We start from the raw sequence: 22,967 nt of genomic DNA on the forward strand, positions 1-22,967 counted from the left end.
CTTTGCATACGCCGCCAGCCGGCAGGTACCGGCTCGCGGCGGCGGCATGACGGCGATGGATCGCCCTACTGCAGCTGGTCCCACAAAAAGTCGTAGGCCATCGCGTGCATGTGCGCGGACTGCCGGTTGTCCGCGCCGGCGCCGTGGCCGCCTTCGAGATTCTCGTAGAACCACACGTTGGGGTGGCCTTGCGCCTGCATCCGCGCAGCCATCTTGCGCGCCTGCACCGGGCCGACGCGGTCGTCGCTGGTGGCGGTGTAGAACAGCACCGGCGGGTAGCGGCCGTCCTTGCGCACGTTCTGGTACGGCGAGAAGGTCTTGATGAAGTTCCAGTCCGCCGTGTCCGGGTTGCCGTATTCGGCCATCCACGAGGCACCGGCGGACAGGTGGATGTAGCGTTTCATGTCCAGCAGCGGCACTTCGCAGGCGATCGCGCCGAACAGCTGCGGATACATCGTGAGCATGTTGCCCATCAGCAGGCCGCCGTTGCTGCCGCCTTCGGCGCCGAGGTGCTGCGCCGAGGTGACGCCGCGCTTCACCAGGTCCTCGGCCACCGCGGCGAAGTCCTCGTAGGCGCGCGGACGGTTCGCCTTCAGCGCGGCCTGGTGCCACTGCGGGCCGTACTCGCCGCCGCCGCGGATGTTGGCGATCACGTAGACGCCGCCGCGTTCCAGCCACGCGCGGCCGACGCTGCCGCTGTACTGCGGTTGCAGCGACACCTCGAAGCCGCCGTAGCCATACAGCAGGGTGCGGTTGGCGCCGTCCAGCTTGAGATCCTTCGGGGCGATCTCGAAGTACGGCACGCGGGTGCCGTCCTTCGACTGCACGAAGTGCTGGCTGACCGCGAACTTCGCGGCGTCGAAGAACGCCGGCGCCTGCTTGACCGTCTCGGCCGCCGCGCCGCCCAGTACGCCGTGGCGCAACGACGACGGCGCCAGGAAGCCGGTGACGTCGAGCCAGTACTCGTCGCTGTGGTCGGGGTCGGTGTCGATCACGTTGATCGTGCTCATCGCCGGCGCGCCGGCCATCGCCGCGCGTTTCCAGTCGCCGCCGGGCGTCGCCACCTGCGGCGGGGTCAGCACCTCCAGCCGGCTCTTGACGTCGTCCATCAGGTTGAGGATCAGGTGGTTCCTGGTCCAGGCGTACGAGTCCAGCGAGGTATGCGCGTCGGGCTCGAACAGCATGGTGAAATGGCGCCTGCCGGCCATGAATGCGTCGTACTGCGCGGCCAGCAGCGCGCCGGCGGGGTAGGTGCTGCCGTCCACCGTCCACGGCGAGCGGGTGCGCACCAGCAGCCAGTCGCGATGGGCGTCGGCCTCCGCGTCGGCCGGCACCTCGACGCGGACCAGCTTGTCGCCGAGGCGCTGGTACAGGTCGCTGTGGTAGAAATCCCTGGCGATGGACACGAAGTCGCGCTCGTAGCCCGGCGTGCGGTCGTGGTGCGCGCTGACCGCCAGGTCGCTCGGCTTGCCCTCGTACACCGTGCTGGCCGCCGCCAGCGGCGTGCCGCGCTTCCACTCCTTGGCGATGCGCGGGTAGCTCGATTCGGTCATCGAGCCGGGGCCGAAGTCGGTGCCGACGTAGAGGGTGTCTTCGTCGATCCAGCCGACTTCGCTCTTCGCCACCGGCAAGACGAAGCCATCCTTCACGAACGCCTTGTGCGGGATGCTGAACTCGCGCACGGCCATGGCATCGCCACCGTCCGGCGACAGCGAGATCAGGCAGCGCTCGTAGGCCGGCTTCAGGCACTGCACGCCCTTGAACACCCAGCGCTTGCCCTCGGCCTGGTTTAGCGCGTCGATGTCCAGCAGCAGCTCCCACGCCGGCTCGGTCTTGCGGTACTCGGCCAGCGTGGTGCGCCGCCAGATACCGCGCGGATGCGCCTTGTCGCGCCAGAAGTTGTACAGGTGGTCGCCCATGCGATTGACGTAGGGGATGCGCGCTTCCGAGTCGAGCACCTCGAGGATGCGGTCGCGGGTATGGGCGAACTCGGCGTTGTCGACGAACCGTTTCGCGGTCGTCGCATTCTGCCGCTTCACCCAGTCCAGCGCGCGCGCGCCGCGGATGTCCTCCAGCCACAGGAACGGGTCGTCGCCGGTCGGAGTGGCGGCGGGAGCGGTGGTGGTGTCGCGGGCATGGCTGTCGTTCATGCCCGTCAGTGTGACGCCGAGTGCCAGCATCAGCCAGACCGATTTCATCGTGTGCCCCCAGGTGCGAGTGAACGTAATGCGGGCGCGGCCCGCAGTTGGTCGAGCGTAACTGCCCGGGCGTGTGGCCGCCCGTGACCAAAGTCAGGAGCGCGGGCCGGAAACAGAAATCCCGCCACGCGGGCGGGATTCCTGTCGTTGCGCGGGCGTGGCTTACAGCAGCGGAATCAGCAGCAGCGCCACGATGTTGATGATCTTGATCAGCGGGTTCACCGCCGGACCGGCGGTGTCCTTGTACGGGTCGCCCACGGTGTCGCCGGTGACCGCGGCCTTGTGCGCCTCCGAACCCTTGCCGCCGTGGTGGCCGTCCTCGATGTACTTCTTCGCGTTGTCCCAGGCGCCGCCGCCGGTGGTCATCGAGATGGCCACGAACAGGCCGGTGACGATGGTGCCGATCAGCACGCCGCCCAGCGCCTTCGGCCCCAGCAGCAGGCCGACCACGATCGGCACCGCGACCGGCAGCAGCGACGGCACGATCATCTCGCGGATCGCCGACTTGGTCAGCATGTCCACCGCGCGCGAGTACTCCGGCTTGCCGGTGCCCTGCATGATGCCGGGGATGTCGCGGAACTGGCGGCGCACTTCCTCCACCACCGCGCCGGCGGCGCGGCCCACGGCCTCCATCGCCATCGCGCCGAACAGGTAGGGGATCAGGCCGCCGATCAGCAGGCCGATGATCACCATGTGGTCGGACAGGTCGAAGGTCAGCGGGGAATACGCCGTGCCCGCAGCCAATGCCTTGGCCTGGGCCGCGACGTCGAGGTTGTGCGTGTAGTCGGCGAACAGCACCAGCGCGGCGAGTGCCGCCGAGCCGATCGCGTAGCCCTTGGTCACCGCCTTGGTGGTGTTGCCCACCGCGTCCAGCGGGTCGGTGACGCCGCGCACTTCCGGCGGCAGGTCGGCCATCTCGGCGATGCCGCCGGCGTTGTCGGTGATCGGGCCATAGGCATCCAGCGCCACGATCATGCCGGCCATCGACAGCATGGCGGTGGCGGCGATCGCGATGCCGTACAGGCCGCCCTGGCTGTAGGCGCCCCAGATCGCCGCGCAGATCACGATCACCGGCATCGCGGTCGACTTCATCGACACGCCGAGGCCGGCGATGATGTTGGTGCCGTGGCCGGTGGTCGAGGCCGCCGCGATGTGCTGCACCGGCTTGTACTGGGTGCCGGTGTAGTACTCGGTGATCCACACGATCAGGCCGGTCAGCACCAGGCCGATCAGCGCGCAGTGGAACAGCGCGTGGCTGGAGATGACGCTGCCGTCGCCGGCGGTCAGGCCCTGCGGCAGCAGGCTGCCGGTGACGAACCAGAACGCGACGGCCGAGAGCACCGCCGAGACGATCACGCCCTTGTACAGCGCGCCCATGATCGAGCCGCCGGCTTTCACGCGGACGAAGAAGGTGGCGATGATCGAGGCAATGATCGACACGCCGCCGAGCAGCAGCGGGTACAGCACCGCGGCCAGGTTGTCGGCGTAGGTCAGCCCTGCCAGCAGCATGGTGGCGATCACCGTCACCGCGTAGGTCTCGAACAGGTCGGCGGCCATGCCGGCGCAGTCGCCCACGTTGTCGCCCACGTTGTCGGCGATCACCGCCGGGTTGCGCGGGTCGTCCTCCGGGATGCCGGCCTCGACCTTGCCGACCAGGTCGGCGCCGACGTCCGCGCCCTTGGTGAAGATGCCGCCGCCCAGGCGCGCGAAGATCGAGATCAGCGAGCTGCCGAAGGCCAGCCCGACCAGCGCGTGCAGCGCCGTCTCGCCGGTGACGCCGAAGTGGCCGAGCACCAGCCAGTAGCCGGCCACGCCGAGCAGGGCCAGGCCGACCACCAGCATGCCGGTGATCGCGCCGCCGCGGAACGCCACGTCCATCGCGGCGCCGAGGCCGCTGCGCGCCGCCTCGGCGGTGCGCACGTTGGCGCGTACCGAGACGTTCATGCCGATGTAGCCGGCTGCACCGGACAGGATCGCGCCGAGCAGGAAGCCGATCGCGGTCGGCCAGTTCAGGAAGAAACCGATCAGCAGCAGCAACACCACGCCGACCAGGCCAATGGTGGTGTACTGGCGGTTGAGGTAGGCGCGTGCGCCTTCCTGGATGGCCGCGGCGATCTCCTGCATCCGTTCGTTGCCCGGCGACTTCGCCAGGATCCAGCGCGCGGACAGCGCGCCATACAGAACCGCCACCACCGCACACGCAACGACGATCCACCAGCCATACTGCTGCAGCATCGGAGCCTCCCCATGGGTTGTAAGTGGCCGTCCGGAACGGGCGGTCGCGGGGAGTATAGGCAGAGGCGGCGGCGCAGGCCGTTGTGCGGCGCAGCGCCGTCCATCAACGAAAAGGGCCATGCACGGATGCATGGCCCCGGATCATTCATCGGTGTGCGGACTCAGCGCAGGGCGTAGTCCAAGATGATGCCGGTGGCGATCGCGACCAGCAGGTAATCGTTGTCCGCACGCACCCAGTGGTAGCCGCGCGGCGGCGGGCGCAGGCGGTAGTAGCGGTAATCGCGCACGACGTAGGTCGGACCGTAGTAGCGGTGGCCGCGTTCCCAGCGATGGTGGCGCACCGGGTAATAGCGCGGGCCGGCGTAGCGGTAATCGCGGTGTCTGTAGCCGTAGCGGCGGTCATCATGCCGGCGCCAGTCGCCGTGGCGGCGGTCGTCGTGCCAGCGGCGGTCGTCATGGCGGCGGTCGTGGCCACGGTCGTGACCCCGGTCGTGGTCGTATCGGCCGTGGTCGCCCGGACCGGGGCCGGGGGCGGCCAGCGCGATGCTGCCGGTGCCGAGCAGGGCGAGGGCAATGAGCAGGCGGTGGATGAGTTTCATCTCAAGTCTCCTCCCGTGGAGGGTCGTGGCCGCGACAGCACGGCGATCGACCCGGGCAGGATGGAGCGTAAGAAGCTGCGGCTGAACGCAAGCCCATGCGGGCGCCCCGGTTTTCAGGTGGCGCTCAGCACGGTGAAGCCGGTCACGGTAGCCGTGGAACTCAGCGCCCGAATGCCGCCAGCTTCTTCGTCACCGCGGTGTTCTTCAGCCGCACATAGCGCGGCAGGCCATCCTTGCCGTACGGCAGCGGCGCCTCGCCGCGGATCAGCGGGGCGAGGTAGCGGCGGGCGGCGGCGGTGATGCCGAAGCCGTCGCGGCTGATGAAGTTCTTCGGCATCTTCTTCTCGCGGTTGGCGATCTTCGCCAGCGGCGCCGGCTCGATCTTCCAGCGGTACGGCGCGTCGGACGTGCGCACGATCACCGGCATCACCGCGTTCATGCCGACCAGCGCGTAGTCGACCGCGGCCTTGCCGACCGCGTAAGCCTGTTCGGCATCGACCTGCGAGGCGGCATGCCGTGCCGAGCGCTGCAGGTAGTCGGGCAGCGCCCAGTGATATTTGTAGCCGAGCCTTTCCTTGACCAGCGCGGCCAGCACCGGCGCCACGCCGCCGAGCTGGCTGTGGCCGAACGCGTCGCGCGTGCCCGCCTCGGCGAGAAACTGGCCGGCCGCGTTGCGCACGCCTTCGGAGGCGACCACGGTGCACCAGCCCACGCGCTCGACGGTGGCCTTCACCTTTGCCAGGAACGCCGCTTCGTCGAACGCGTTCTCGGGGAACAGGATGATGTGCGGCGGCGCGTCCGCACCTTCGCCGGCCAGTCCGGCGGCCGCGGCGATCCAGCCGGCGTGGCGGCCCATCACTTCGAGGATGAACACCTTGGTCGAGGTCTCGGCCATCGAGGCCACGTCAAGGCTGGCCTCCAGCGTGGAGATCGCGGTGTACTTCGCCACCGAGCCGAAGCCGGGGCAGCAGTCGGTGACGGCGAGGTCGTTGTCCACCGTCTTCGGCACGCCGATGCAGCGGATGTCGTAGCCCATCGTCTTGCCCAGCTGCGAGATCTTCAGCGCGGTATCGGCCGAATCGTTGCCGCCGTTGTAGAGGAACCAGCGGATGTCGTGGGCGCGGAACACCTCGATCAGCCGCTCGTATTCGGCGCGGTTGTCCTCCAGCGATTTCAGCTTGTAGCGGCACGAGCCGAACGCGCCGCCGGGGGTGTGGCGCAGCGCGGCGATCGCGGCGGCCGATTCCTTCGAGGTGTCGATCAGCTCCTCGCGCAGCGCGCCGAGGATGCCGTTGCGCGCGGCATACACCTTCACGCCCTTGCCGCGGGCGGCCTCGATCACGCCGGCGGCGGTGGCGTTGATCACCGCGGTGACGCCGCCGGACTGGGCGTACAGCAGGTTGCCGGTGACGGCGGGGGAATGGCGGCTCGGGCTCATGGGATCCTCGATCGGGCAGTGGAAGCGTGGCGACGGTGCCGGCAAATCTTTTTATGCAACAAATACTTGGCCGGGTGCGACGAAGGTCGCTGTTTGACGGCACCCGGTGCAGCGGCTAATTTGACGGCAATTTCGTGCATCGGGCGGGCTGCTGCAGCGTGCGGCGGCCCGCCGAACTCGTGGAGCATTATGCGACTCGTCCTACTTGGTGCGCCCGGTTCGGGCAAAGGTACGCAGGCGGCCCGGCTGAAAACGGCGCTGGGCGTTCCGCATATCTCGACCGGCGACATGCTGCGCGCCGCCGTCGCCGCGGGCACCGCGATGGGGCTCAAGGCCAAGGCGGTGATGGACGCCGGCCAGCTGGTCTCCGACGACATCCTGCTCGGCATGCTGGAAGAGCGCCTGGCCCAGGCCGACGCGAAGGCCGGCTTCATCCTCGACGGCTACCCGCGCAACCTGGCCCAGGCCGACGCGCTCGACCACCTGCTGGCCAAGCTCGGCCAGCCGCTGGACGCGGTGGTGAAGCTGGAGGTGCCGAACCAGGCGATCATCGGCCGCTGCGAAATCCGCTTCAAGGCGGAGGGCCGCGCCGACGACAACCCGGACACCGTGCGCAAGCGCCTGGCCATCTATGCCGAGCAGACCGCGCCGGTAGCGGATTTCTATGCCGGCCGCGGCAAGCTGCAGGTGGTGGACGGCGTCGGTGAACTGGCCGAGGTCACCGCGCGGATCGAACGCGCGCTGCAGAACGAAGCCGCCGCCGCGAACGGCTGAGTCCGCTTCCCGCGCCCGGAGAGGGAAGCGCCCGCCATGCGTCTGCACATCCTCGGCATCTGCGGTACCTTCATGGGCGGCGTCGCCGCGCTCGCGCGCGAGCTGGGCCATGCGGTCGAAGGTTCCGACGCCAACGTCTACCCGCCGATGAGCACCCAGCTGGAGGCGCTCGGCATCGGTCTGATGAGCGGCTACGCCGCCGAACACCTGCAGCCGGCCCCCGATCTGGCCGTGGTCGGCAACGCGATGAGCCGCGGCAATCCGGCCGTCGAGTACATGCTCGACGCGCGCCTGCGCTACATCTCCGGCCCGCAGTGGCTGGGCGAGACGGTGCTGGCCGAGCGCGACGTGCTGGCCGTGGCCGGCACCCACGGCAAGACCACCACCACCAGCCTGCTGGCGCATTTGCTGGAGAGTGCGGGGATGGCGCCGGGGTTTCTGGTCGGCGGTGTGCCGGGCAATTTTGGTGTCTCCGCGCGGCTGGGGGGCAAGCAGGCCTACGCGAGCCCCGGACCCTCATCCGGCGCTGCGCGCCACCTTCTCATCCGCAAGGGGACTCCCCAAGGGTCGCCGGCGGCAGAACGGAGTGTCGTGCCGCCGGTGGCGGCGCCATTTGTGATTGAAGCGGACGAGTACGACACCGCGTTCTTCGACAAGCGCTCGAAGTTCGTGCACTACCGCCCGCGCATCGCGATCCTCAACAACCTCGAGTACGACCACGCGGACATCTTCCCCGACGTGGCCGCGATCCAGCGCCAGTTCCATCACCTGGTGCGCACCGTGCCGGGCAACGGCCGGCTGATCGTCAACGCGCATGACGAGCGCCTCGCCGAGGTGCTGGCGATGGGCTGCTGGACGCCGGTGGAGACTTTTGGCATCGGCCGCGGCGACTGGCAGGCCACGCTGATCGAGGCGGACGGCTCGGCCTTCGCGGTGCACCGCGGCGGCGAGCGGCTCGGCGAGGTGCGCTGGTCGCTGCTGGGCCACCACAGCGTGATGAACGCGCTGGCCGCGCTCGCCGCGGCGACGGCCGCAGGCGCCGATCCGCGTGCGCTGCTGCCGGCGTTCGCCAGCTTCGAGAGCGTGAAGCGACGGATGGAACTGGTCGGCGAAGTGAACGGCGTGCGCGTGTACGACGACTTCGCCCACCACCCCACCGCGATCGCCACCACTCTGGCCGGGCTGCGCGCGAAGGTCGGCGACGCGCGCATCCTGGTGGCGCTGGAGCCTCGCTCCAACTCGATGCGGCAGGGCGCGCATGCGGAGGCGCTGGCGCCGTCGCTGGCCGACGCCGATGCGGTGGTGTTCCTGCATCGCTCCGAGTTGCCGTGGGATGCCGGTCGCGTCACCGCGGCACTCGGCGGGCGCGGCGGCACGGCACCGACCGTCGATGCATTGATCGCCGCGCTGCGCGCACAGGTCCGGGCGGGCGACCAGGTGATCTTCATGTCCAACGGCGGTTTCGAGGCGGCGCCGCGCCGCTTCGTGGAGAGCCTGCGGCAGGCCTGATCGGGTCGTGGCCGCCGCGGCTTCTGGGTACACTCGCCGCATGGTCGTCCACGCGCAGCCGCCACTCGTCGAGATACCGCTGTTTCCGCTGGGTTCCGTGCTGTTTCCCGGGGGCCAGCTGCAGTTGCGCATCTTCGAGCCGCGCTATCTCGATCTGGTGCGTGAATGCACGCGCCATGGCACCGGCTTTGGCGTGTGCCTGATCCTCGAGGGACGGGAAACCGGCGAGCCGGCGGTGCCGGCGGCGATCGGCACGATCGCGCGGATCAGCGATTTCCATCGCGACGACGACGGCCTGCTCGGCATCGTCGCCGAAGGCGGTTCGCGTTTCCGGGTGGTGCGCAGCCGAGTGCGTTCCGACGGCCTGCTGCGCGGCGACGTGGAGCTCTGGTCGGGCGAGCCGGCACAACCGGTGCCGGTGGAGTTTGCCCTGCTGCAGACCATCCTGGAACGGTTGATCGAGACCATGGCGCCGCACTGGCGCGATGCGCCGCGCAGCGCCTACGACGACGCCAGCTGGCTGGGTTTCCGGCTGGCCGAACTGCTGCCGCTGGATACCGGCGAGCAGCAACGCATGCTCGAACTGCACGACCCGACGCAGCGGCTGGCCGAGCTGCGCGACATCCTGCCGCGCTTCCAGAAGCCCTGACCGGGCGGGTTCTACACTGGGCACCTTCCTGACGGAGTGACGCACATGGCCGACCTTGCCGGCAAAACCTTGTTCATCAGCGGCGCTTCGCGCGGCATCGGCCTGGCGATCGCGCTGCGCGCGGCGCGAGACGGCGCCAACATCGTGATCGCGGCCAAGAGCGGCGTGCCGAATCCGAAGTTGCCCGGCACCATCCATACCGCCGCGGCGGCGGTCGAGGCGGCCGGCGGCAGGGCGCTGGCGCTGCAGGTGGACATCCGCGAGGAGGCCCAGGTGGTGGCTGCCGCGGCGCAGGCGGCCGAACGTTTCGGCGGCATCGACATCGTGGTCAACAACGCCAGCGCGATCTGGCTGGCCGGCACCGAAGGCACGCCGATGAAGCGCTTCGACCTGATGCACCAGGTCAATACCCGCGGCACCTTCCTGGTCACCCAGGCCTGCCTGCCGTACCTGAAGAAGGCGGCCAATCCGCACGTGCTGATGCTGTCGCCGCCACCCAGCCTCGACCCGAAATGGTTCGCGCCGCACACCGCCTACACCATCGCCAAGATGGGCATGAGCCTGTGCGTGCTGGGCATGAGCCCGGAATTCGCCCCGCTGGGCATCGCGGTGAACGCGCTGTGGCCGCGTACAGTGATCGCCACCGCGGCGATCGGCATGATCGACGGCGTGAGGGCCGAGTACTGCCGCAAGCCGGAGATCGTGGCCGACGCCGCCCATGTCATCCTGACCCGCCCGGCACGCGGTTACACCGGCCATTTCGCGATCGACGAGGAGATCCTGCGCGAAGCCGGGGTCGCCGATTTCGACTGCTACGCCGTGCAGCCAGGCGCCCGCTTGCTGCCGGACCTGTTCCTGGGTTGAGGATCGACGGGCGCAGGTCCTGCGATTGCGCCGGTGCATTGCCGGCACGCCGCGAGGCATGGCTGATGCACGGACTGCAGGCAGCGGCGAGCAGTGCCCGCTTCTTCACAATCCGCGCGTTTTCCTGCGCGTATATTCCGTGACTTGCATCATGTTTTCGGAGTATCGGGGACGCAGGATGCGGCGACCGTAGTCGCGGGATCGGCCAACTACCCACGACGTGCCGCGTCCCGGACGTACGTCGGCGTGGGGCAAGGGGCCACAAGATGAACAATAGACAGATGCCCAGGCGTTGCGTGGTCTGGTTCGGCAGCCCGACCGACGGTGAGTGCGCCGCGCTGGTCGAGGAGGGCTGGCTGGTGCGGATCGGCGACGCGCAGTTGCAGGAGGGCGTCGGCACGCGCCGCGACGACATCGTGGTGGCGCTGGCCGACCTGCGCTGCGGCGGTGCGCAGACGGTGCAGGCGATGGATCGGCTGATGGCCGACTATCCGTGGCTGCCGTGGCTTGCCCTGGTTCCCCGCGACCCCGCGGCGGACGCGCCCGGGGCGGAACGCATCCTGCGGGCCAGCACGGCCTTCCTCACCGTGCCGTTCGATTGCGGGTGTCTGCTCGACGTGCTGGCGAAGATCGCCGATGGCCAGGCGCAGCCGGCGGAAGGCACGGACGTGCCCGGCATCCCGGGGGCGCACAGTGCGGCGATGCGCGCCATCGCGACCAGCCTGTGCAAGTACGCGCCGGTGGATCTTCCGGTGCTGATCACCGGCGAAACCGGCAGCGGCAAGGAGGTGGCGGCCCGCGCGCTGCACGGCCTGTCCGCGCGCCGCGAACGGCCGTTCGTGGCGATCAACTGTGGCGCGCTGCCATCGAACCTGGTGCAGTCCGAGCTGTTCGGTCACGAGCGCGGCGCCTTCACCGGAGCGATCGCGCGGCGCATCGGTCACTTTGAGGCGGCCGCCGGCGGCATCGTGTTCCTGGACGAGGTGGGCGACCTGCCGCCGGACGCCCAGACCAGCCTGTTGCGGCTGCTGCAGGAGGGCACGCTGGTGCGCGTGGGCTCGACCCAGCCGATACGACTGGACGTGCGCGTGCTGGCTGCTACCCACGTCGACCTGGAGGCCGCTGTCGCGCAGGGACGCTTCCGCGAGGATCTGTACTACCGGCTCAACGTGCTGCGCCTGCGCATGCCGGCGTTGCGCGAGCGCGGCGGCGACGTCGAGTGGCTCGCGCAGCATTTCCTCGACGCGTTCTGCGCGCGGCACCCCTGCCGTGCCCACGCGTTCGGCCGCGATGCGCGGCGGGCGATGCGCGCGTTCGCCTGGCCCGGCAACGTGCGCGAGTTGCTCAACCGCGTGCAGCGGGCGGCGGTGGTCGCCGAAGGCAGCCTGATCGGTGCCGCCGACCTGGACCTGGAGGTGGCGCCGGCGGCGTTCGGCGCCCACGGCAGCCTCGACCTTACCCGCGTGTCGGCCGAGCGCGAGGCGGTGCTGAACTGTCTGCGCGAGAGCGGGTACAACATCAGCGAATGCGCGCGCCGGCTCGACGTCTCGCGGGTCACCGTGTATCGCCTGTGCCGGAAGCTCGGGCTGGAGCTGGAGCACCTGCGCAAGCTCGCGTCGCCGCACGGTGGCCGGCCGGCAGCCGGCATGCAGCGGCGCGGCCCGCCGGCGGCAGCCCAGAACGTGTAGGGCGCCGGGTGCGCAACGCGGGTTCCGTCGGTTGCGGGTTGGGCGAAGGAAATCCCCCCGACCCGCAGGGGACGGGCCGGGGGGTTCCTTTGCTGCCCGGCTACAGGGTCGCCGGGTTACCGCCCTCGTTCGCCGCTTGCGCGGCTATTCGCGTCACGGGATCGTCGCAGCCAGGGCCAGTAACCGGTCGTCGATGATGCCGGCGGCTCGGAGGCCAAGGCGTTCCCCATCGTATTCTCACGAATCGCGAGCAATCCCCGTGCCATGCCGAAGAAGGGCCGTGGCGACGCGTTTTGTGCCTTGCGATCCAGGACCAGCAGCGGAGCGACGTGTCACTTCGGATACAGCGTGGTGCGATGGCTGCCCTCGGTTGCGCGCGGGAGCGCGGACTGGTGCTGCGCGGCGGCGGGTGTAACGGCGGCGATACAGTTCGTGCAGCAGTGTTACAGCGTTCTTTGCGATTGTGTGCAGTGCAGCGTGGTTCTACGATGCGCGCCTGCGCTTTCACCTGCGCCACGCGGCGCTCCCGAGAATCACCATGTACAAACACCCTCCCGGCCTGGTTGAACTCGGCAAGCGTTACTGGCTGCCGGTGTACAAGCCGCGCGAGCTGGTGCTCGACCACGGCAAGGGTGCGCGGGTGTGGGATACCGAAGGGCGCGACTACGTGGATTTCGGCGCCGGCATCGCGGTCAACGCGCTTGGCCACCAGGATCCGGACCTGCTCGCTGCGCTGACCGCGCAGGCGCACAAGCTGTGGCACAGCAGCAACGTGTTCTACACCGAGCCCCCGCTACGGCTGGCCGAGGAACTGGTGCACGCCTCGGGGTTCGCCGAGCGCGTGTTCCTGTGCAACTCCGGCGCCGAGGCGAACGAGGCGGCAATCAAGCTGGTGCGCAAGTGGGCGGCGACGCAGGGCCGGGCGCCGGAGCGGCGCGTCATCGTCACCTTCAATGGCTCGTTCCACGGCCGCACATTGGCCACCGTCACTGCCACCGCGCAGGCGAAGTACCAGCAGGGCTACGAGCCGCTGCCGGCGGGTTTCCGCCACCTCGATTTCAACGACGCGCAGGCGCTGGAGGCGACCTTCGCCGCAGGCGACGTCGCGGCGGTGATGCTGGAGCCGGTGCAGGGCGAAGGCGGCGTGCTGCCCGCCGCGCCGGGTTTCCTGAAGCGCGTGCGCGAGCTGTGCGACCAGCATGACGCGCTGCTGGTGCTGGACGAGATCCAGTGTGGCATGGGCCGCACCGGCACGCTGTTCGCGCATGCCCACGAGAACGTCAGGCCGGACATCGTGACCTTGGCCAAGGCGCTCGGCGGCGGCTTCCCGATCGGCGCGATGCTGGCCGGGCCGAAGGTGGCCGAGGTGATGCAGTACGGCGCCCACGGCACCACCTTCGGCGGCAACCCGATGGCCGCCGCGGTGGCGCGTGTCGCGCTGGCCAAGCTGTCTTCGCCGGCGGTGCTGATGAACGTGGAACGGCAGGCGAACGACCTGCGCGCGGGGTTGGCGCGGATCAATCACGAGCTGCAGTTGTTTGCCGAAGTGCGCGGCCGCGGGCTGATGATCGGCGCGGTGCTGGCCGATGCGTACAAGGGCAAGGCCGGCGCGGTCCTCGATCACGCCGCCACCCGCGGCTTGCTGCTGCTGCAGGCCGGGCCGGACGTGCTGCGCTTCGTGCCGCCGCTGACCATCACTGACGAGGAACTGGCCGACGGCCTCGCGCGCCTGCACGCGGCGTTGAGCGATTTTGCGGCAGGCTGAGCCCGCCCATCAGGAGCATCCTGGATGAAATACCTGCACAGCATGGTGCGCGTGCGCGACCTTGACGCCTCGCTGCGTTTCTACTGCGAAGGCCTCGGCCTGCGCGAGGTGCGCCGCCAGGAAAACCCCGCGGGCAAGTACACGCTGGTGTTCCTCGCCGCGCCGGACAGCCCCGAGGCCGAGATCGAGCTCACCTGGAACTGGGGCTCGACCGAGGACTACGGCAGCGCGCGCAACTTCGGCCACCTGGCCTTCCGCGTGGAGGACATCTACGCCACCTGCGCGCGTCTGCAGGCGATGGGTTGCACCATCCACCGCCCGCCGCGTGACGGCCACATGGCCTTCGTGCGTTCGCCCGACCTGATCTCGATCGAGCTGCTGCAGGAAGGCCACCTGCCGCCGCGCGAGCCGTGGGCGTCGATGCCCAATACCGGCAGCTGGTAATCAGCCCTTCGCGTCGCGCAGGGCGCCGCGCGCGGCTTCCAGCGTGTCGGCGATGTGCTGGTCGGTGTGCGCGCTGGACAGGAAGCCGGCTTCGAACGCCGAAGGCGCCAGGTACACCCCGCGCTTCAGCATGCCGTGGAAGAAGCGGTTGAACAGTGCCGTGTCCGCCGCGGTGGCCTGCGCGTAGCTGCGCACTTCTTCGGCGCTGAAGAACAGGCCGAACATGCCACCGACGCGGTTGCTGCTGAATGCCACCCCCTCGCCGTCGGCCACCGACTGCAGGCCGTCGCAGAGCAGGCGGGTGCGCGCGGCCAGCTGGTCGTGGAAGCCGGGCGCCTGGATCAGCTCCAGCATCGCCAGGCCCGCCGCCATCGCCACCGGGTTGCCGGAGAGCGTGCCGGCCTGGTAGATCGGTCCGGCCGGAGCGATCTGCTCCATCAGCTCGCGGCGGCCGCCGTAGGCGCCCACCGGCATGCCGCCGCCGATGATCTTGCCGAACGTGGTGAGGTCCGGCGCCACGCCGTAATGCGCCTGCGCGCCGCCGAGCGCCACGCGAAAACCGGTCATCACCTCGTCGAAGATCAGCAGCGCGCCGTGGCGCGTGCACAGTTCGCGCAGGCCTTGCAGGTAGCCGTCGACTGGCGGGATGCAGTTCATGTTGCCGGCGACCGGCTCGATGATCAGGCCGGCGATTTCGTTGCCCTGTTCGGCGAACAATGCCTTCGCGGCGTCGAGGTCGTTGTACGGCAGGGTCAGGGTGAGGTCGGCATTCGCCTTCGGCACGCCCGGCGAGGTCGGCACGCCGAAGGTCAGTGCGCCGGAGCCGGCCTTGACCAGGAAGCTGTCGCCGTGGCCGTGGTAGCAGCCCTCGAACTTCACGATCTTGCTGCGGCCGGTGGCGCCGCGCGCGAGGCGGATCGCCGACATCGTGGCCTCGGTGCCGGAGTTGACCATGCGCACCATCTCGACCGACGGAATCAGCCGGGTGATGGTCTCGGCCATCGTCACTTCGGCCGGACAGGGCGTGCCGAACGACAGGCCGTCCTTCACCGCGCGCTCGACCGCTTCGCGCACCGCCGGGTGGTTGTGGCCCACGATCATCGGACCCCACGAGCCGACGTAGTCGATGTAGCGCGTGCCTTCCACATCCCACAGGCAGGCGCCGTCTGCCCGCGCGGTGAAGAACGGCTCGCCGCCCACCGACTTGAACGCGCGCACCGGTGAGTTCACGCCGCCAGGCATCAGCTTCTGGGCGCGCTGGAAGAGTTCGTGGTTGCTCATCGTGCGGATTCTCGATCGGAGGGGTACAGGTCGGCGAAACGCTGTGCGGCGGCGCGCACGTCGGGGGCGGCGAACAGGGCAGTGATGGCCGCCAGGTACTCGGCGCCGGCCTCGACCAGCGAGGCGCCATTGTCCGGCGTGATCCCGCCGATCGCCACCCGCGGCACGCCCAGCGCGGCGCTTTGCCTCAGCAGGTCGATCGGGACGCGTGGCGCCAGCGGCTTGGTCGGCGAAGGAAAGAACGCACCGAACGACACGTAGCTGGCGCCGGCACGCGCAGCGGCCTGTGCGCGCGGCAGCGAGCCGTAACACGACATGCCGATGATCGCCTGCGCGCCCAGCATCGCGCGCACGGCAGCGGGGTCGTCGTCGTCCCGGCCCAGGTGCACGCCATCGGCGCCGACCGCCTGGGCCAGCGCGATGTCGTGGTCGATGATCAGCGGCACGCGGTGGGCGCGGCACAGCTGCGCGAGCGCCGTTGCCTCGGCGCGGCGGCGCGCCGTGTCGTTGCTCAGATCGCGGTACTGCAGCAGCTTCACGCCACCGGCCAGCGCCTGTGCGACGACGTCAAGCAGATCGGCGCGCGGCCCGTCGGTGATGGCGTACAGGCCGCGGCCCGGTAGGAGTGTCGGCATCTTCGTTGCCTCGGGGGTCAGGACAGAGGTGCGGCGGTATCGCCGCGCTTTCGTATTGTCGGTCGAGTTGCGAGAATGCTCCATTCCCCAGGCGACCCGAAGAAACCCGATCATGAGCCAGAGTTCCACCGAAACCGCCTTGCGCAAATGGATGTGCGTCGTCTGCGGCTACATTTACGACGAAGCCGCGGGCGTGCCGGAGGAAGGCATTCCCGCCGGTACCCGCTGGGAGGACGTGCCCGACACCTGGACCTGCCCGGACTGCGGTACCACCAAGGATGATTTCGAGATGATCGAGATCGACTGAACGCCGATTCCTGCCTGCAAACGGCCCGATCCCGTCAGTGCATTGGCCGGGCCGCCTGTTCTGATGTTCCTGCGCCTGACTACGCAGCGCGCCATACGGGGAACATCCCATGCAACAGTTCATTCCGTTCGAAGACGACTGGGACGCACTGGAAAACCTGCGTCCCGAAAACCTGATTCCCTATCGTGTCGGCATGCTCGACGCGCCGCGTGAAGCCGTTCAGCGCACGGGCCCGATCTCGCCGTCGATCTTCAACACGTCGCCCGGCTTCGCCCCGATGCGCTGCGCCGTGCCGGCAGACAGCTCCAGCACGTAGATCGCCGGCGCGTCGCTGGGATAGGTCGGGCAGGGATCGGCCTTGCATGGCGGCACATCCAGCTGCATCGAGACCAGTCGGCGCTCCGTATCGAAATACAGGATGTCCAGCGGTATCAGCGTGTTCTTCATCCAGAACGCCTGTGGCCCGGTGTGGGGAAACACGAACAGCATGCCGTGATCGGGCGCCAGCGTGGTGCGCATCATCAGGCCGCGCTGGCGACCGGCATCGTCGGTGGCGCGCTCCACCAAAAAACGCTGCCCATGCAGCTCGACCGCCGGTATCCCGGGCTGCGCCGGAGCGGAGCCGGAACAGCCGGCCAGCAGGAACAGCATCGGAGCGATCCATCGTGTCATCGTGGCGGTTCGTTGCAGAGGGGAAGACGTGGCGGGCAGTCTAGCGCTCCAGTCGGCAGCGTTTCGCGAGAAAAGTACACGCGCCCCCTTCCCAGACGTGCGGCTCGGCGCTATGATTCTCGCCCCTTCGACGAGGCGCCCTTTCGCGAAGGCTTCCGCACTACCCCACGCTGAAAAATTTGTTGGCTGAGGGTGTTGACGGTCGTAAAAAGCGATGTAGAATGGGCGGCTCACCCGGGACGAAAGGTCACGGGGCGATCACCGAAACGGTGGTCGGCAAGGTGAAGATCTTTGACAGTGTGCGCAGGTGAATTGTGTGGACGTCTTGTGCTGGAGGGTTGCGACCTGTCCAAGCAATGCAAGCGTCCCACCAAGTAAAAAGTCAGTAATGAGTTTTGATTGGTTGGGAACATACGCTTCAGAAAGATAGATCGACTTCGGTTGATCGAAAACTTAAGTGAAGAGTTTGATCCTGGCTCAGATTGAACGCTGGCGGCATGCCTAACACATGCAAGTCGAACGGCAGCACAGAGGAGCTTGCTCCTTGGGTGGCGAGTGGCGGACGGGTGAGTAATGCATCGGGATCTACCCTGACGTGGGGGATAACCTCGGGAAACCGGGACTAATACCGCATACGTCCTACGGGAGAAAGCGGGGGACCTTCGGGCCTCGCGCGGCAGGACGAACCGATGTGCGATTAGCTAGTTGGCGGGGTAATGGCCCACCAAGGCGACGATCGCTAGCTGGTCTGAGAGGATGATCAGCCACACTGGGACTGAGACACGGCCCAGACTCCTACGGGAGGCAGCAGTGGGGAATATTGGACAATGGGCGCAAGCCTGATCCAGCAATGCCGCGTGTGTGAAGAAGGCCTTCGGGTTGTAAAGCACTTTTATCAGGAGCGAAATACCACGGGTTAATACCCTATGGGGCTGACGGTACCTGAGGAATAAGCACCGGCTAACTTCGTGCCAGCAGCCGCGGTAATACGAAGGGTGCAAGCGTTAATCGGAATTACTGGGCGTAAAGGGTGCGTAGGCGGTTACTTAAGTCTGTCGTGAAATCCCCGGGCTCAACCTGGGAATGGCGATGGATACTGGGTGGCTAGAGTGTGTCAGAGGATGGTGGAATTCCCGGTGTAGCGGTGAAATGCGTAGAGATCGGGAGGAACATCAGTGGCGAAGGCGGCCATCTGGGACAACACTGACGCTGAAGCACGAAAGCGTGGGGAGCAAACAGGATTAGATACCCTGGTAGTCCACGCCCTAAACGATGCGAACTGGATGTTGGTCTCAACTCGGAGATCAGTGTCGAAGCTAACGCGTTAAGTTCGCCGCCTGGGGAGTACGGTCGCAAGACTGAAACTCAAAGGAATTGACGGGGGCCCGCACAAGCGGTGGAGTATGTGGTTTAATTCGATGCAACGCGAAGAACCTTACCTGGCCTTGACATGTCCGGAATCCTGCAGAGATGCGGGAGTGCCTTCGGGAATCGGAACACAGGTGCTGCATGGCTGTCGTCAGCTCGTGTCGTGAGATGTTGGGTTAAGTCCCGCAACGAGCGCAACCCTTGTCCTTAGTTGCCAGCACGTAATGGTGGGAACTCTAAGGAGACTGCCGGTGACAAACCGGAGGAAGGTGGGGATGACGTCAAGTCATCATGGCCCTTACGGCCAGGGCTACACACGTACTACAATGGTCGGTACAGAGGGTTGCAAGACCGCGAGGTGGAGCCAATCCCAGAAAGCCGATCCCAGTCCGGATTGGAGTCTGCAACTCGACTCCATGAAGTCGGAATCGCTAGTAATCGCGGATCAGCTATGCCGCGGTGAATACGTTCCCGGGCCTTGTACACACCGCCCGTCACACCATGGGAGTGGGTTGCTCCAGAAGGCGTTAGTCTAACCGCAAGGGGGACGACGCCCACGGAGTGGTCCATGACTGGGGTGAAGTCGTAACAAGGTAGCCGTATCGGAAGGTGCGGCTGGATCACCTCCTTTCAAGAAACGACGGCGTGAGTCTTCACGCAAGACGTCCACACAAGACACCTGTACTTCACGCGAAGGGTTTGCTTTACGCAACGTCCCTGTTGCGAAGAGCAGACATCAAGACCGGCCATCCATGGCCGGACTCTTCACAACAGCCGCTTCGAACGAGGCTTACGGCCACGTCAAGCGGGACCAGGTAGCTTGGCTCGCGGGTTCTGGGGTTCACCTTTCATGGGTCTGTAGCTCAGGTGGTTAGAGCGCACCCCTGATAAGGGTGAGGCCGGTGGTTCGAGTCCACCCAGACCCACCATGGGGCCATAGCTCAGCTGGGAGAGCACCTGCTTTGCAAGCAGGGGGTCGTCGGTTCGATCCCGACTGGCTCCACCACTCAAGCGCCGCGTGAAGTATCAGCACACACAAGATTTGAAGTCATCCGGCATTGAGGCCGGTGTGACGTTCTTTGAAAACAAGTAAACGAGTGACAAGCGTCTTGGTTCGAACCGAACCGAGGCAAGTGTTAAGGCACGAAAACGAAGTAACTTGGCTGCACCTGAGGAGGGTGCATGCCCCGAGGCGACTTGGGGTTATATGGTCAAGCGACTAAGCGTATACGGTGGATGCCTTGGCAGTCAGAGGCGATGAAGGACGTGGCAGCCTGCGAAAAGTGTCGGGGAGCTGGCAACAAGCTTTGATCCGGCAATGTCCGAATGGGGAAACCCACTCCGCAAGGAGTACTGCATGGTGAATACATAGCCATGCAGGGCGAACCCGGGGAACTGAAATATCTAAGTACCCGGAGGAAAAGAAATCAACCGAGATTCCCTGAGTAGCGACGAGCGAACGGGGACTAGCCCAAAAGCACATTGTGTTCTAGTCAAACGGCATGGAAAGGCCGGCCATAGATGGTGATAGCCCAGTCGACGAAAGGGCACTTTGTGTGAAATTGAGTAAGGCGGGGCACGTGAAACCTTGTCTGAACATGGGGGGACCATCCTCCAAGGCTAAATACTCCTGACTGACCGATAGCGAACTAGTACCGTGAGGGAAAGGCGAAAAGAACCCCGGAGAGGGGAGTGAAATAGACCCTGAAACCGTATACGTACAAGCAGTGGAAGCCCGCAAGGGTGACTGCGTACCTTTTGTATAATGGGTCAGCGACTTACTGTCAGTGGCAAGCTTAACCGTATAGGGGAGGCGAAGAGAAATCGAGTCTGAATAGGGCGCATAGTCTCTGGCAGTAGACCCGAAACCGAGTGATCTATCCTTGGCCAGGTTGAAGGTGCGGTAACACGCACTGGAGGACCGAACCCACATCTGTTGCAATAGATGGGGATGAGCTGAGGATAGGAGTGAAAGGCTAAACAAACTCGGAGATAGCTGGTTCTCCTCGAAAGCTATTTAGGTAGCGCCTCGGACGAATCTTCCTGGGGGTAGAGCACTGTTATGGCTAGGGGGTCATCGCGACTTACCAAACCATGGCAAACTCCGAATACCAGGACAGACTATCCGGGAGACACACGGCGGGTGCTAACGTCCGTCGTGAAAAGGGAAACAACCCAGACCCGCAGCTAAGGTCCCAAAGTCATAGCTAAGTGGAAAACGATGTGGAAAGGCATAGACAGCCAGGAGGTTGGCTTAGAAGCAGCCATCCTTTAAAGAAAGCGTAATAGCTCACTGGTCGAGTCGGTCTGCGCGGAAGATTTAACGGGGCTAAGCTATGCACCGAAGCTCGGGGTGTGCACGCAAGTGCACGCGGTAGAGGAGCGTTCCGTAAGCCTGTGAAGGTGGATTGTAAAGTCTGCTGGAGGTATCGGAAGTGCGAATGCTGACATGAGTAACGATAATGGGGGTGAAAAGCCCCCACGCCGAAAGCCCAAGGTTTCCTCGCGCAACGTTCATCGGCGCAGGGTGAGTCGGCCCCTAAGGCGAGGCAGAAATGCGTAGTCGATGGGAAGCTGGTTAATATTCCAGCACTTTTCTACAGTGCGATGTGGGGACGGAGAAAGTTAGGTCTACCGGGCGTTGGTTGTCCCGGGGAAAGGCGGTAGGCATGGATCTTAGGCAAATCCGGGATCCTTTATGCCGAGCACCGAGACGAGCCCTTTTGGGCGAAGTGACCGATACTACGCTTCCAGGAAAAGCCACTAAGCTTCAGCTGTAGAAAAACCGTACCGTAAACCGACACTGGTAGGCAGGGTGAGAATCCCAAGGCGCTTGAGAGAACTCGGGTGAAGGAACTAGGCAAAATGGCACCGTAACTTCGGGAGAAGGTGCGCCCTTCGATGTGGTCACGTGCGTGACTGAGCATTGAAGGGTCGCAGTAACCTGGCCGCTGCGACTGTTTATCAAAAACACAGCACTCTGCAAACACGAAAGTGGACGTATAGGGTGTGACGCCTGCCCGGTGCTGGAAGGTTAATTGATGGGGTCAGCCGCAAGGCGAAGCTCTTGATCGAAGCCCCAGTAAACGGCGGCCGTAACTATAACGGTCCTAAGGTAGCGAAATTCCTTGTCGGGTAAGTTCCGACCTGCACGAATGGCGTAACGACAGCGGCGCTGTCTCCACCCGAGACTCAGTGAAATTGAATTCGCTGTGAAGATGCAGCGTTCCCGCGGCAAGACGGAAAGACCCCGTGAACCTTTACTATAGCTTTACACTGAACGTTGAGTTCTTCTGTGTAGGATAGGTGGGAGGCTTTGAAGTGCAGACGCCAGTTTGCATGGAGCCATCCTTGAAATACCACCCTGAAGTGCTTGACGTTCTAACCTCGGCCCGTAATCCGGGTCAGGGACCGTGTATGGTGGGTAGTTTGACTGGGGCGGTCTCCTCCCAAAGAGTAACGGAGGAGCACGAAGGTACGCTCAGCGCGGTCGGACATCGCGCACTGTGTGCAAAGGCATAAGCGTGCTTGACTGCGAGATCGACGGATCAAGCAGGTACGAAAGTAGGTCTTAGTGATCCGGTGGTTCTGTATGGAAGGGCCATCGCTCAACGGATAAAAGGTACTCCGGGGATAACAGGCTGATACCGCCCAAGAGTTCATATCGACGGCGGTGTTTGGCACCTCGATGTCGGCTCATCACATCCTGGGGCTGTAGCCGGTCCCAAGGGTATGGCTGTTCGCCATTTAAAGTGGTACGCGAGCTGGGTTCAGAACGTCGTGAGACAGTTCGGTCCCTATCTGTCGTGGGCGTTGGAGATTTGAGGGGGGCTGCTCCTAGTACGAGAGGACCGGAGTGGACGTTCCGCTGGTGTTCGGGTTGTCTCGCCAGAGGCATTGCCCGGTAGCTATGAACGGAAGTGATAACCGCTGAAAGCATCTAAGCGGGAAGCACGCCCCAAGATGAGATCTCCCGAGAGCTTGACTCTCCTTAAGGCACCATCAAGACCAGGTGGTTGATAGGTCAGGTGTGGAAGCGCAGCAATGCGTTCAGCTAACTGATACTAATGAGCCGTGCGGCTTGACCATATAACCCCAAGTGGCTTTGTTTTACGCAGGTCCCTCTGCGAAGCTACCGGCCATCCATGGCCGGAGCCTTCGAAAGAGCGATCGTTCCAAGGCACTTGCCAAATATCGAATTCACCTCGACGCTTGTCACTCGTTTACGATTTATCTCACGTGAGATCCCTCTCACGAAAAGAAGAGTCAAAACCCCGCCATCCGTGGCGGACTCTTCAAAAATGCGGAGCCGGCGCGTCAGCGCTGCTCCCACCCCTTCCCTGGCGGCCATAGCGGCGTGGTCCCACCTGATCCCATCCCGAACTCAGAAGTGAAACGCGCATGCGCCGATGGTAGTGTGGCTTTGCCATGCAAGAGTAGGTCACCGCCAGGGGCTTTATCCTTAGAAGGCCTCCCCATCCGGGGAGGCCTTCGTCTTTATCAGCCTCACTCCCCCAACGGCAACGCTCGGGGGCTTTGGT

Annotated in this window: 15 protein-coding genes, 2 tRNA genes and 3 rRNA genes; 13 read left to right on the top strand and 7 right to left on the bottom strand. The window is 65.7% G+C overall.

Going from position 1 to position 22,967, the window contains the following annotated elements; translation table 11 throughout:
* Window positions 1–65: 65 nt before the first annotated feature.
* From RHOOR87_RS0109645 to RHOOR87_RS0109660, 4 genes are all read right to left on the bottom strand, one after another.
* Complete coding sequence (locus RHOOR87_RS0109645; RefSeq protein WP_231381759.1) at window positions 66–2,150, bottom strand: prolyl oligopeptidase family serine peptidase; 2,085 nt, start codon at window positions 2,148–2,150, stop codon at window positions 66–68.
* Between the two features lie 210 nt (window positions 2,151–2,360).
* A complete protein-coding gene (locus RHOOR87_RS0109650) occupies window positions 2,361–4,433 on the bottom strand; it encodes a sodium-translocating pyrophosphatase (RefSeq protein ID WP_027484896.1) in 2,073 nt (690 codons plus the stop codon).
* A 161-nt stretch (window positions 4,434–4,594) separates the two neighbouring features.
* Window positions 4,595–5,032: an RcnB family protein gene (locus RHOOR87_RS0109655; protein ID WP_027484897.1), complete on the bottom strand. Its 438-nt coding sequence runs from the start codon at window positions 5,030–5,032 to the stop codon at window positions 4,595–4,597.
* A 160-nt stretch (window positions 5,033–5,192) separates the two neighbouring features.
* Window positions 5,193–6,470 (bottom strand): 6-phosphofructokinase, encoded by a 1,278-nt coding sequence (locus RHOOR87_RS0109660; RefSeq protein WP_027484898.1) that lies wholly within the window; start codon window positions 6,468–6,470, stop codon window positions 5,193–5,195.
* Between the two features lie 189 nt (window positions 6,471–6,659).
* Here RHOOR87_RS0109660 and RHOOR87_RS0109665 point away from each other — a divergent pair, with 189 nt between their 5' ends.
* The 7 genes from RHOOR87_RS0109665 (at window position 6,660) to RHOOR87_RS0109695 (ending at window position 14,163) form a co-directional block, all read left to right on the top strand.
* Complete coding sequence (locus tag RHOOR87_RS0109665; protein WP_027484899.1) at window positions 6,660–7,244, top strand: adenylate kinase; 585 nt, start codon at window positions 6,660–6,662, stop codon at window positions 7,242–7,244.
* Between the two features lie 36 nt (window positions 7,245–7,280).
* Entirely contained in the window at window positions 7,281–8,753 is a 1,473-nt protein-coding gene (gene mpl / locus RHOOR87_RS0109670; RefSeq protein WP_027484900.1) for a UDP-N-acetylmuramate:L-alanyl-gamma-D-glutamyl-meso-diaminopimelate ligase, read from the top strand.
* Window positions 8,754–8,793: 40 nt separating this feature from the next.
* Window positions 8,794–9,402 carry an LON peptidase substrate-binding domain-containing protein gene (locus RHOOR87_RS0109675; RefSeq protein ID WP_027484901.1) on the top strand — a complete coding sequence of 203 codons (609 nt, stop codon included), beginning with the start codon at window positions 8,794–8,796 and terminating at the stop codon, window positions 9,400–9,402.
* A 45-nt stretch (window positions 9,403–9,447) separates the two neighbouring features.
* Entirely contained in the window at window positions 9,448–10,266 is an 819-nt protein-coding gene (locus RHOOR87_RS0109680) for an NAD(P)-dependent oxidoreductase (RefSeq protein WP_027484902.1), read from the top strand.
* Between the two features lie 281 nt (window positions 10,267–10,547).
* Window positions 10,548–11,954, top strand: a complete 1,407-nt coding sequence (locus RHOOR87_RS0109685; RefSeq protein WP_231381758.1) for a sigma-54 dependent transcriptional regulator — start codon at window positions 10,548–10,550, stop codon at window positions 11,952–11,954.
* 538 nt (window positions 11,955–12,492) lie between these two features.
* A complete protein-coding gene (locus RHOOR87_RS0109690) occupies window positions 12,493–13,719 on the top strand; it encodes an acetylornithine/succinylornithine family transaminase (protein WP_015446636.1) in 1,227 nt (408 codons plus the stop codon).
* 24 nt (window positions 13,720–13,743) lie between these two features.
* Window positions 13,744–14,163, top strand: a complete 420-nt coding sequence (locus tag RHOOR87_RS0109695) for a VOC family protein (RefSeq protein ID WP_027484904.1) — start codon at window positions 13,744–13,746, stop codon at window positions 14,161–14,163.
* Here the strand turns inward: RHOOR87_RS0109695 and hemL are convergent, their stop codons facing one another.
* Window positions 14,164–15,444 carry a glutamate-1-semialdehyde 2,1-aminomutase gene (gene hemL / locus RHOOR87_RS0109700; protein ID WP_027484905.1) on the bottom strand — a complete coding sequence of 427 codons (1,281 nt, stop codon included), beginning with the start codon at window positions 15,442–15,444 and terminating at the stop codon, window positions 14,164–14,166.
* Window positions 15,441–16,079: a thiamine phosphate synthase gene (thiE, locus tag RHOOR87_RS0109705; RefSeq protein WP_027484906.1), complete on the bottom strand. Its 639-nt coding sequence runs from the start codon at window positions 16,077–16,079 to the stop codon at window positions 15,441–15,443. The genes hemL and thiE overlap by 4 nt, the downstream gene beginning before the upstream one ends.
* 112 nt (window positions 16,080–16,191) lie before the next feature.
* Between thiE and RHOOR87_RS0109710 the strand changes: the two genes are divergently transcribed.
* On the top strand, window positions 16,192–16,386 hold the full coding sequence (locus tag RHOOR87_RS0109710; protein WP_015446637.1) for a rubredoxin: 195 nt from the start codon (window positions 16,192–16,194) through the stop codon (window positions 16,384–16,386).
* A gap of 219 nt (window positions 16,387–16,605) precedes the next feature.
* Here the strand turns inward: RHOOR87_RS0109710 and RHOOR87_RS0109715 are convergent, their stop codons facing one another.
* Window positions 16,606–17,037: a DUF192 domain-containing protein gene (locus RHOOR87_RS0109715; RefSeq protein WP_037114820.1), complete on the bottom strand. Its 432-nt coding sequence runs from the start codon at window positions 17,035–17,037 to the stop codon at window positions 16,606–16,608.
* Between the two features lie 475 nt (window positions 17,038–17,512).
* Here RHOOR87_RS0109715 and RHOOR87_RS19140 point away from each other — a divergent pair.
* From RHOOR87_RS19140 to rrf, 5 genes are all read left to right on the top strand, one after another.
* Window positions 17,513–19,057: ribosomal RNA gene (locus tag RHOOR87_RS19140) — 16S ribosomal RNA — on the top strand.
* 221 nt (window positions 19,058–19,278) lie between these two features.
* Window positions 19,279–19,355: transfer RNA gene (locus tag RHOOR87_RS0109725), tRNA-Ile, on the top strand.
* A gap of 1 nt (window position 19,356) precedes the next feature.
* A tRNA-Ala gene (locus RHOOR87_RS0109730) sits at window positions 19,357–19,432 on the top strand.
* Between the two features lie 203 nt (window positions 19,433–19,635).
* Window positions 19,636–22,515, top strand: a 23S ribosomal RNA gene (locus tag RHOOR87_RS0109735).
* A 250-nt stretch (window positions 22,516–22,765) separates the two neighbouring features.
* Window positions 22,766–22,879, top strand: a 5S ribosomal RNA gene (rrf, locus tag RHOOR87_RS0109740).
* Together the 16S, 23S and 5S rRNA genes with 2 tRNA genes alongside form the textbook arrangement of a ribosomal RNA operon.
* Window positions 22,880–22,967 lie beyond the last annotated feature (88 nt).

Source organism: Rhodanobacter sp. OR87 (assembly GCF_000473345.1).
Lineage (GTDB): Bacteria > Pseudomonadota > Gammaproteobacteria > Xanthomonadales > Rhodanobacteraceae > Rhodanobacter > Rhodanobacter denitrificans.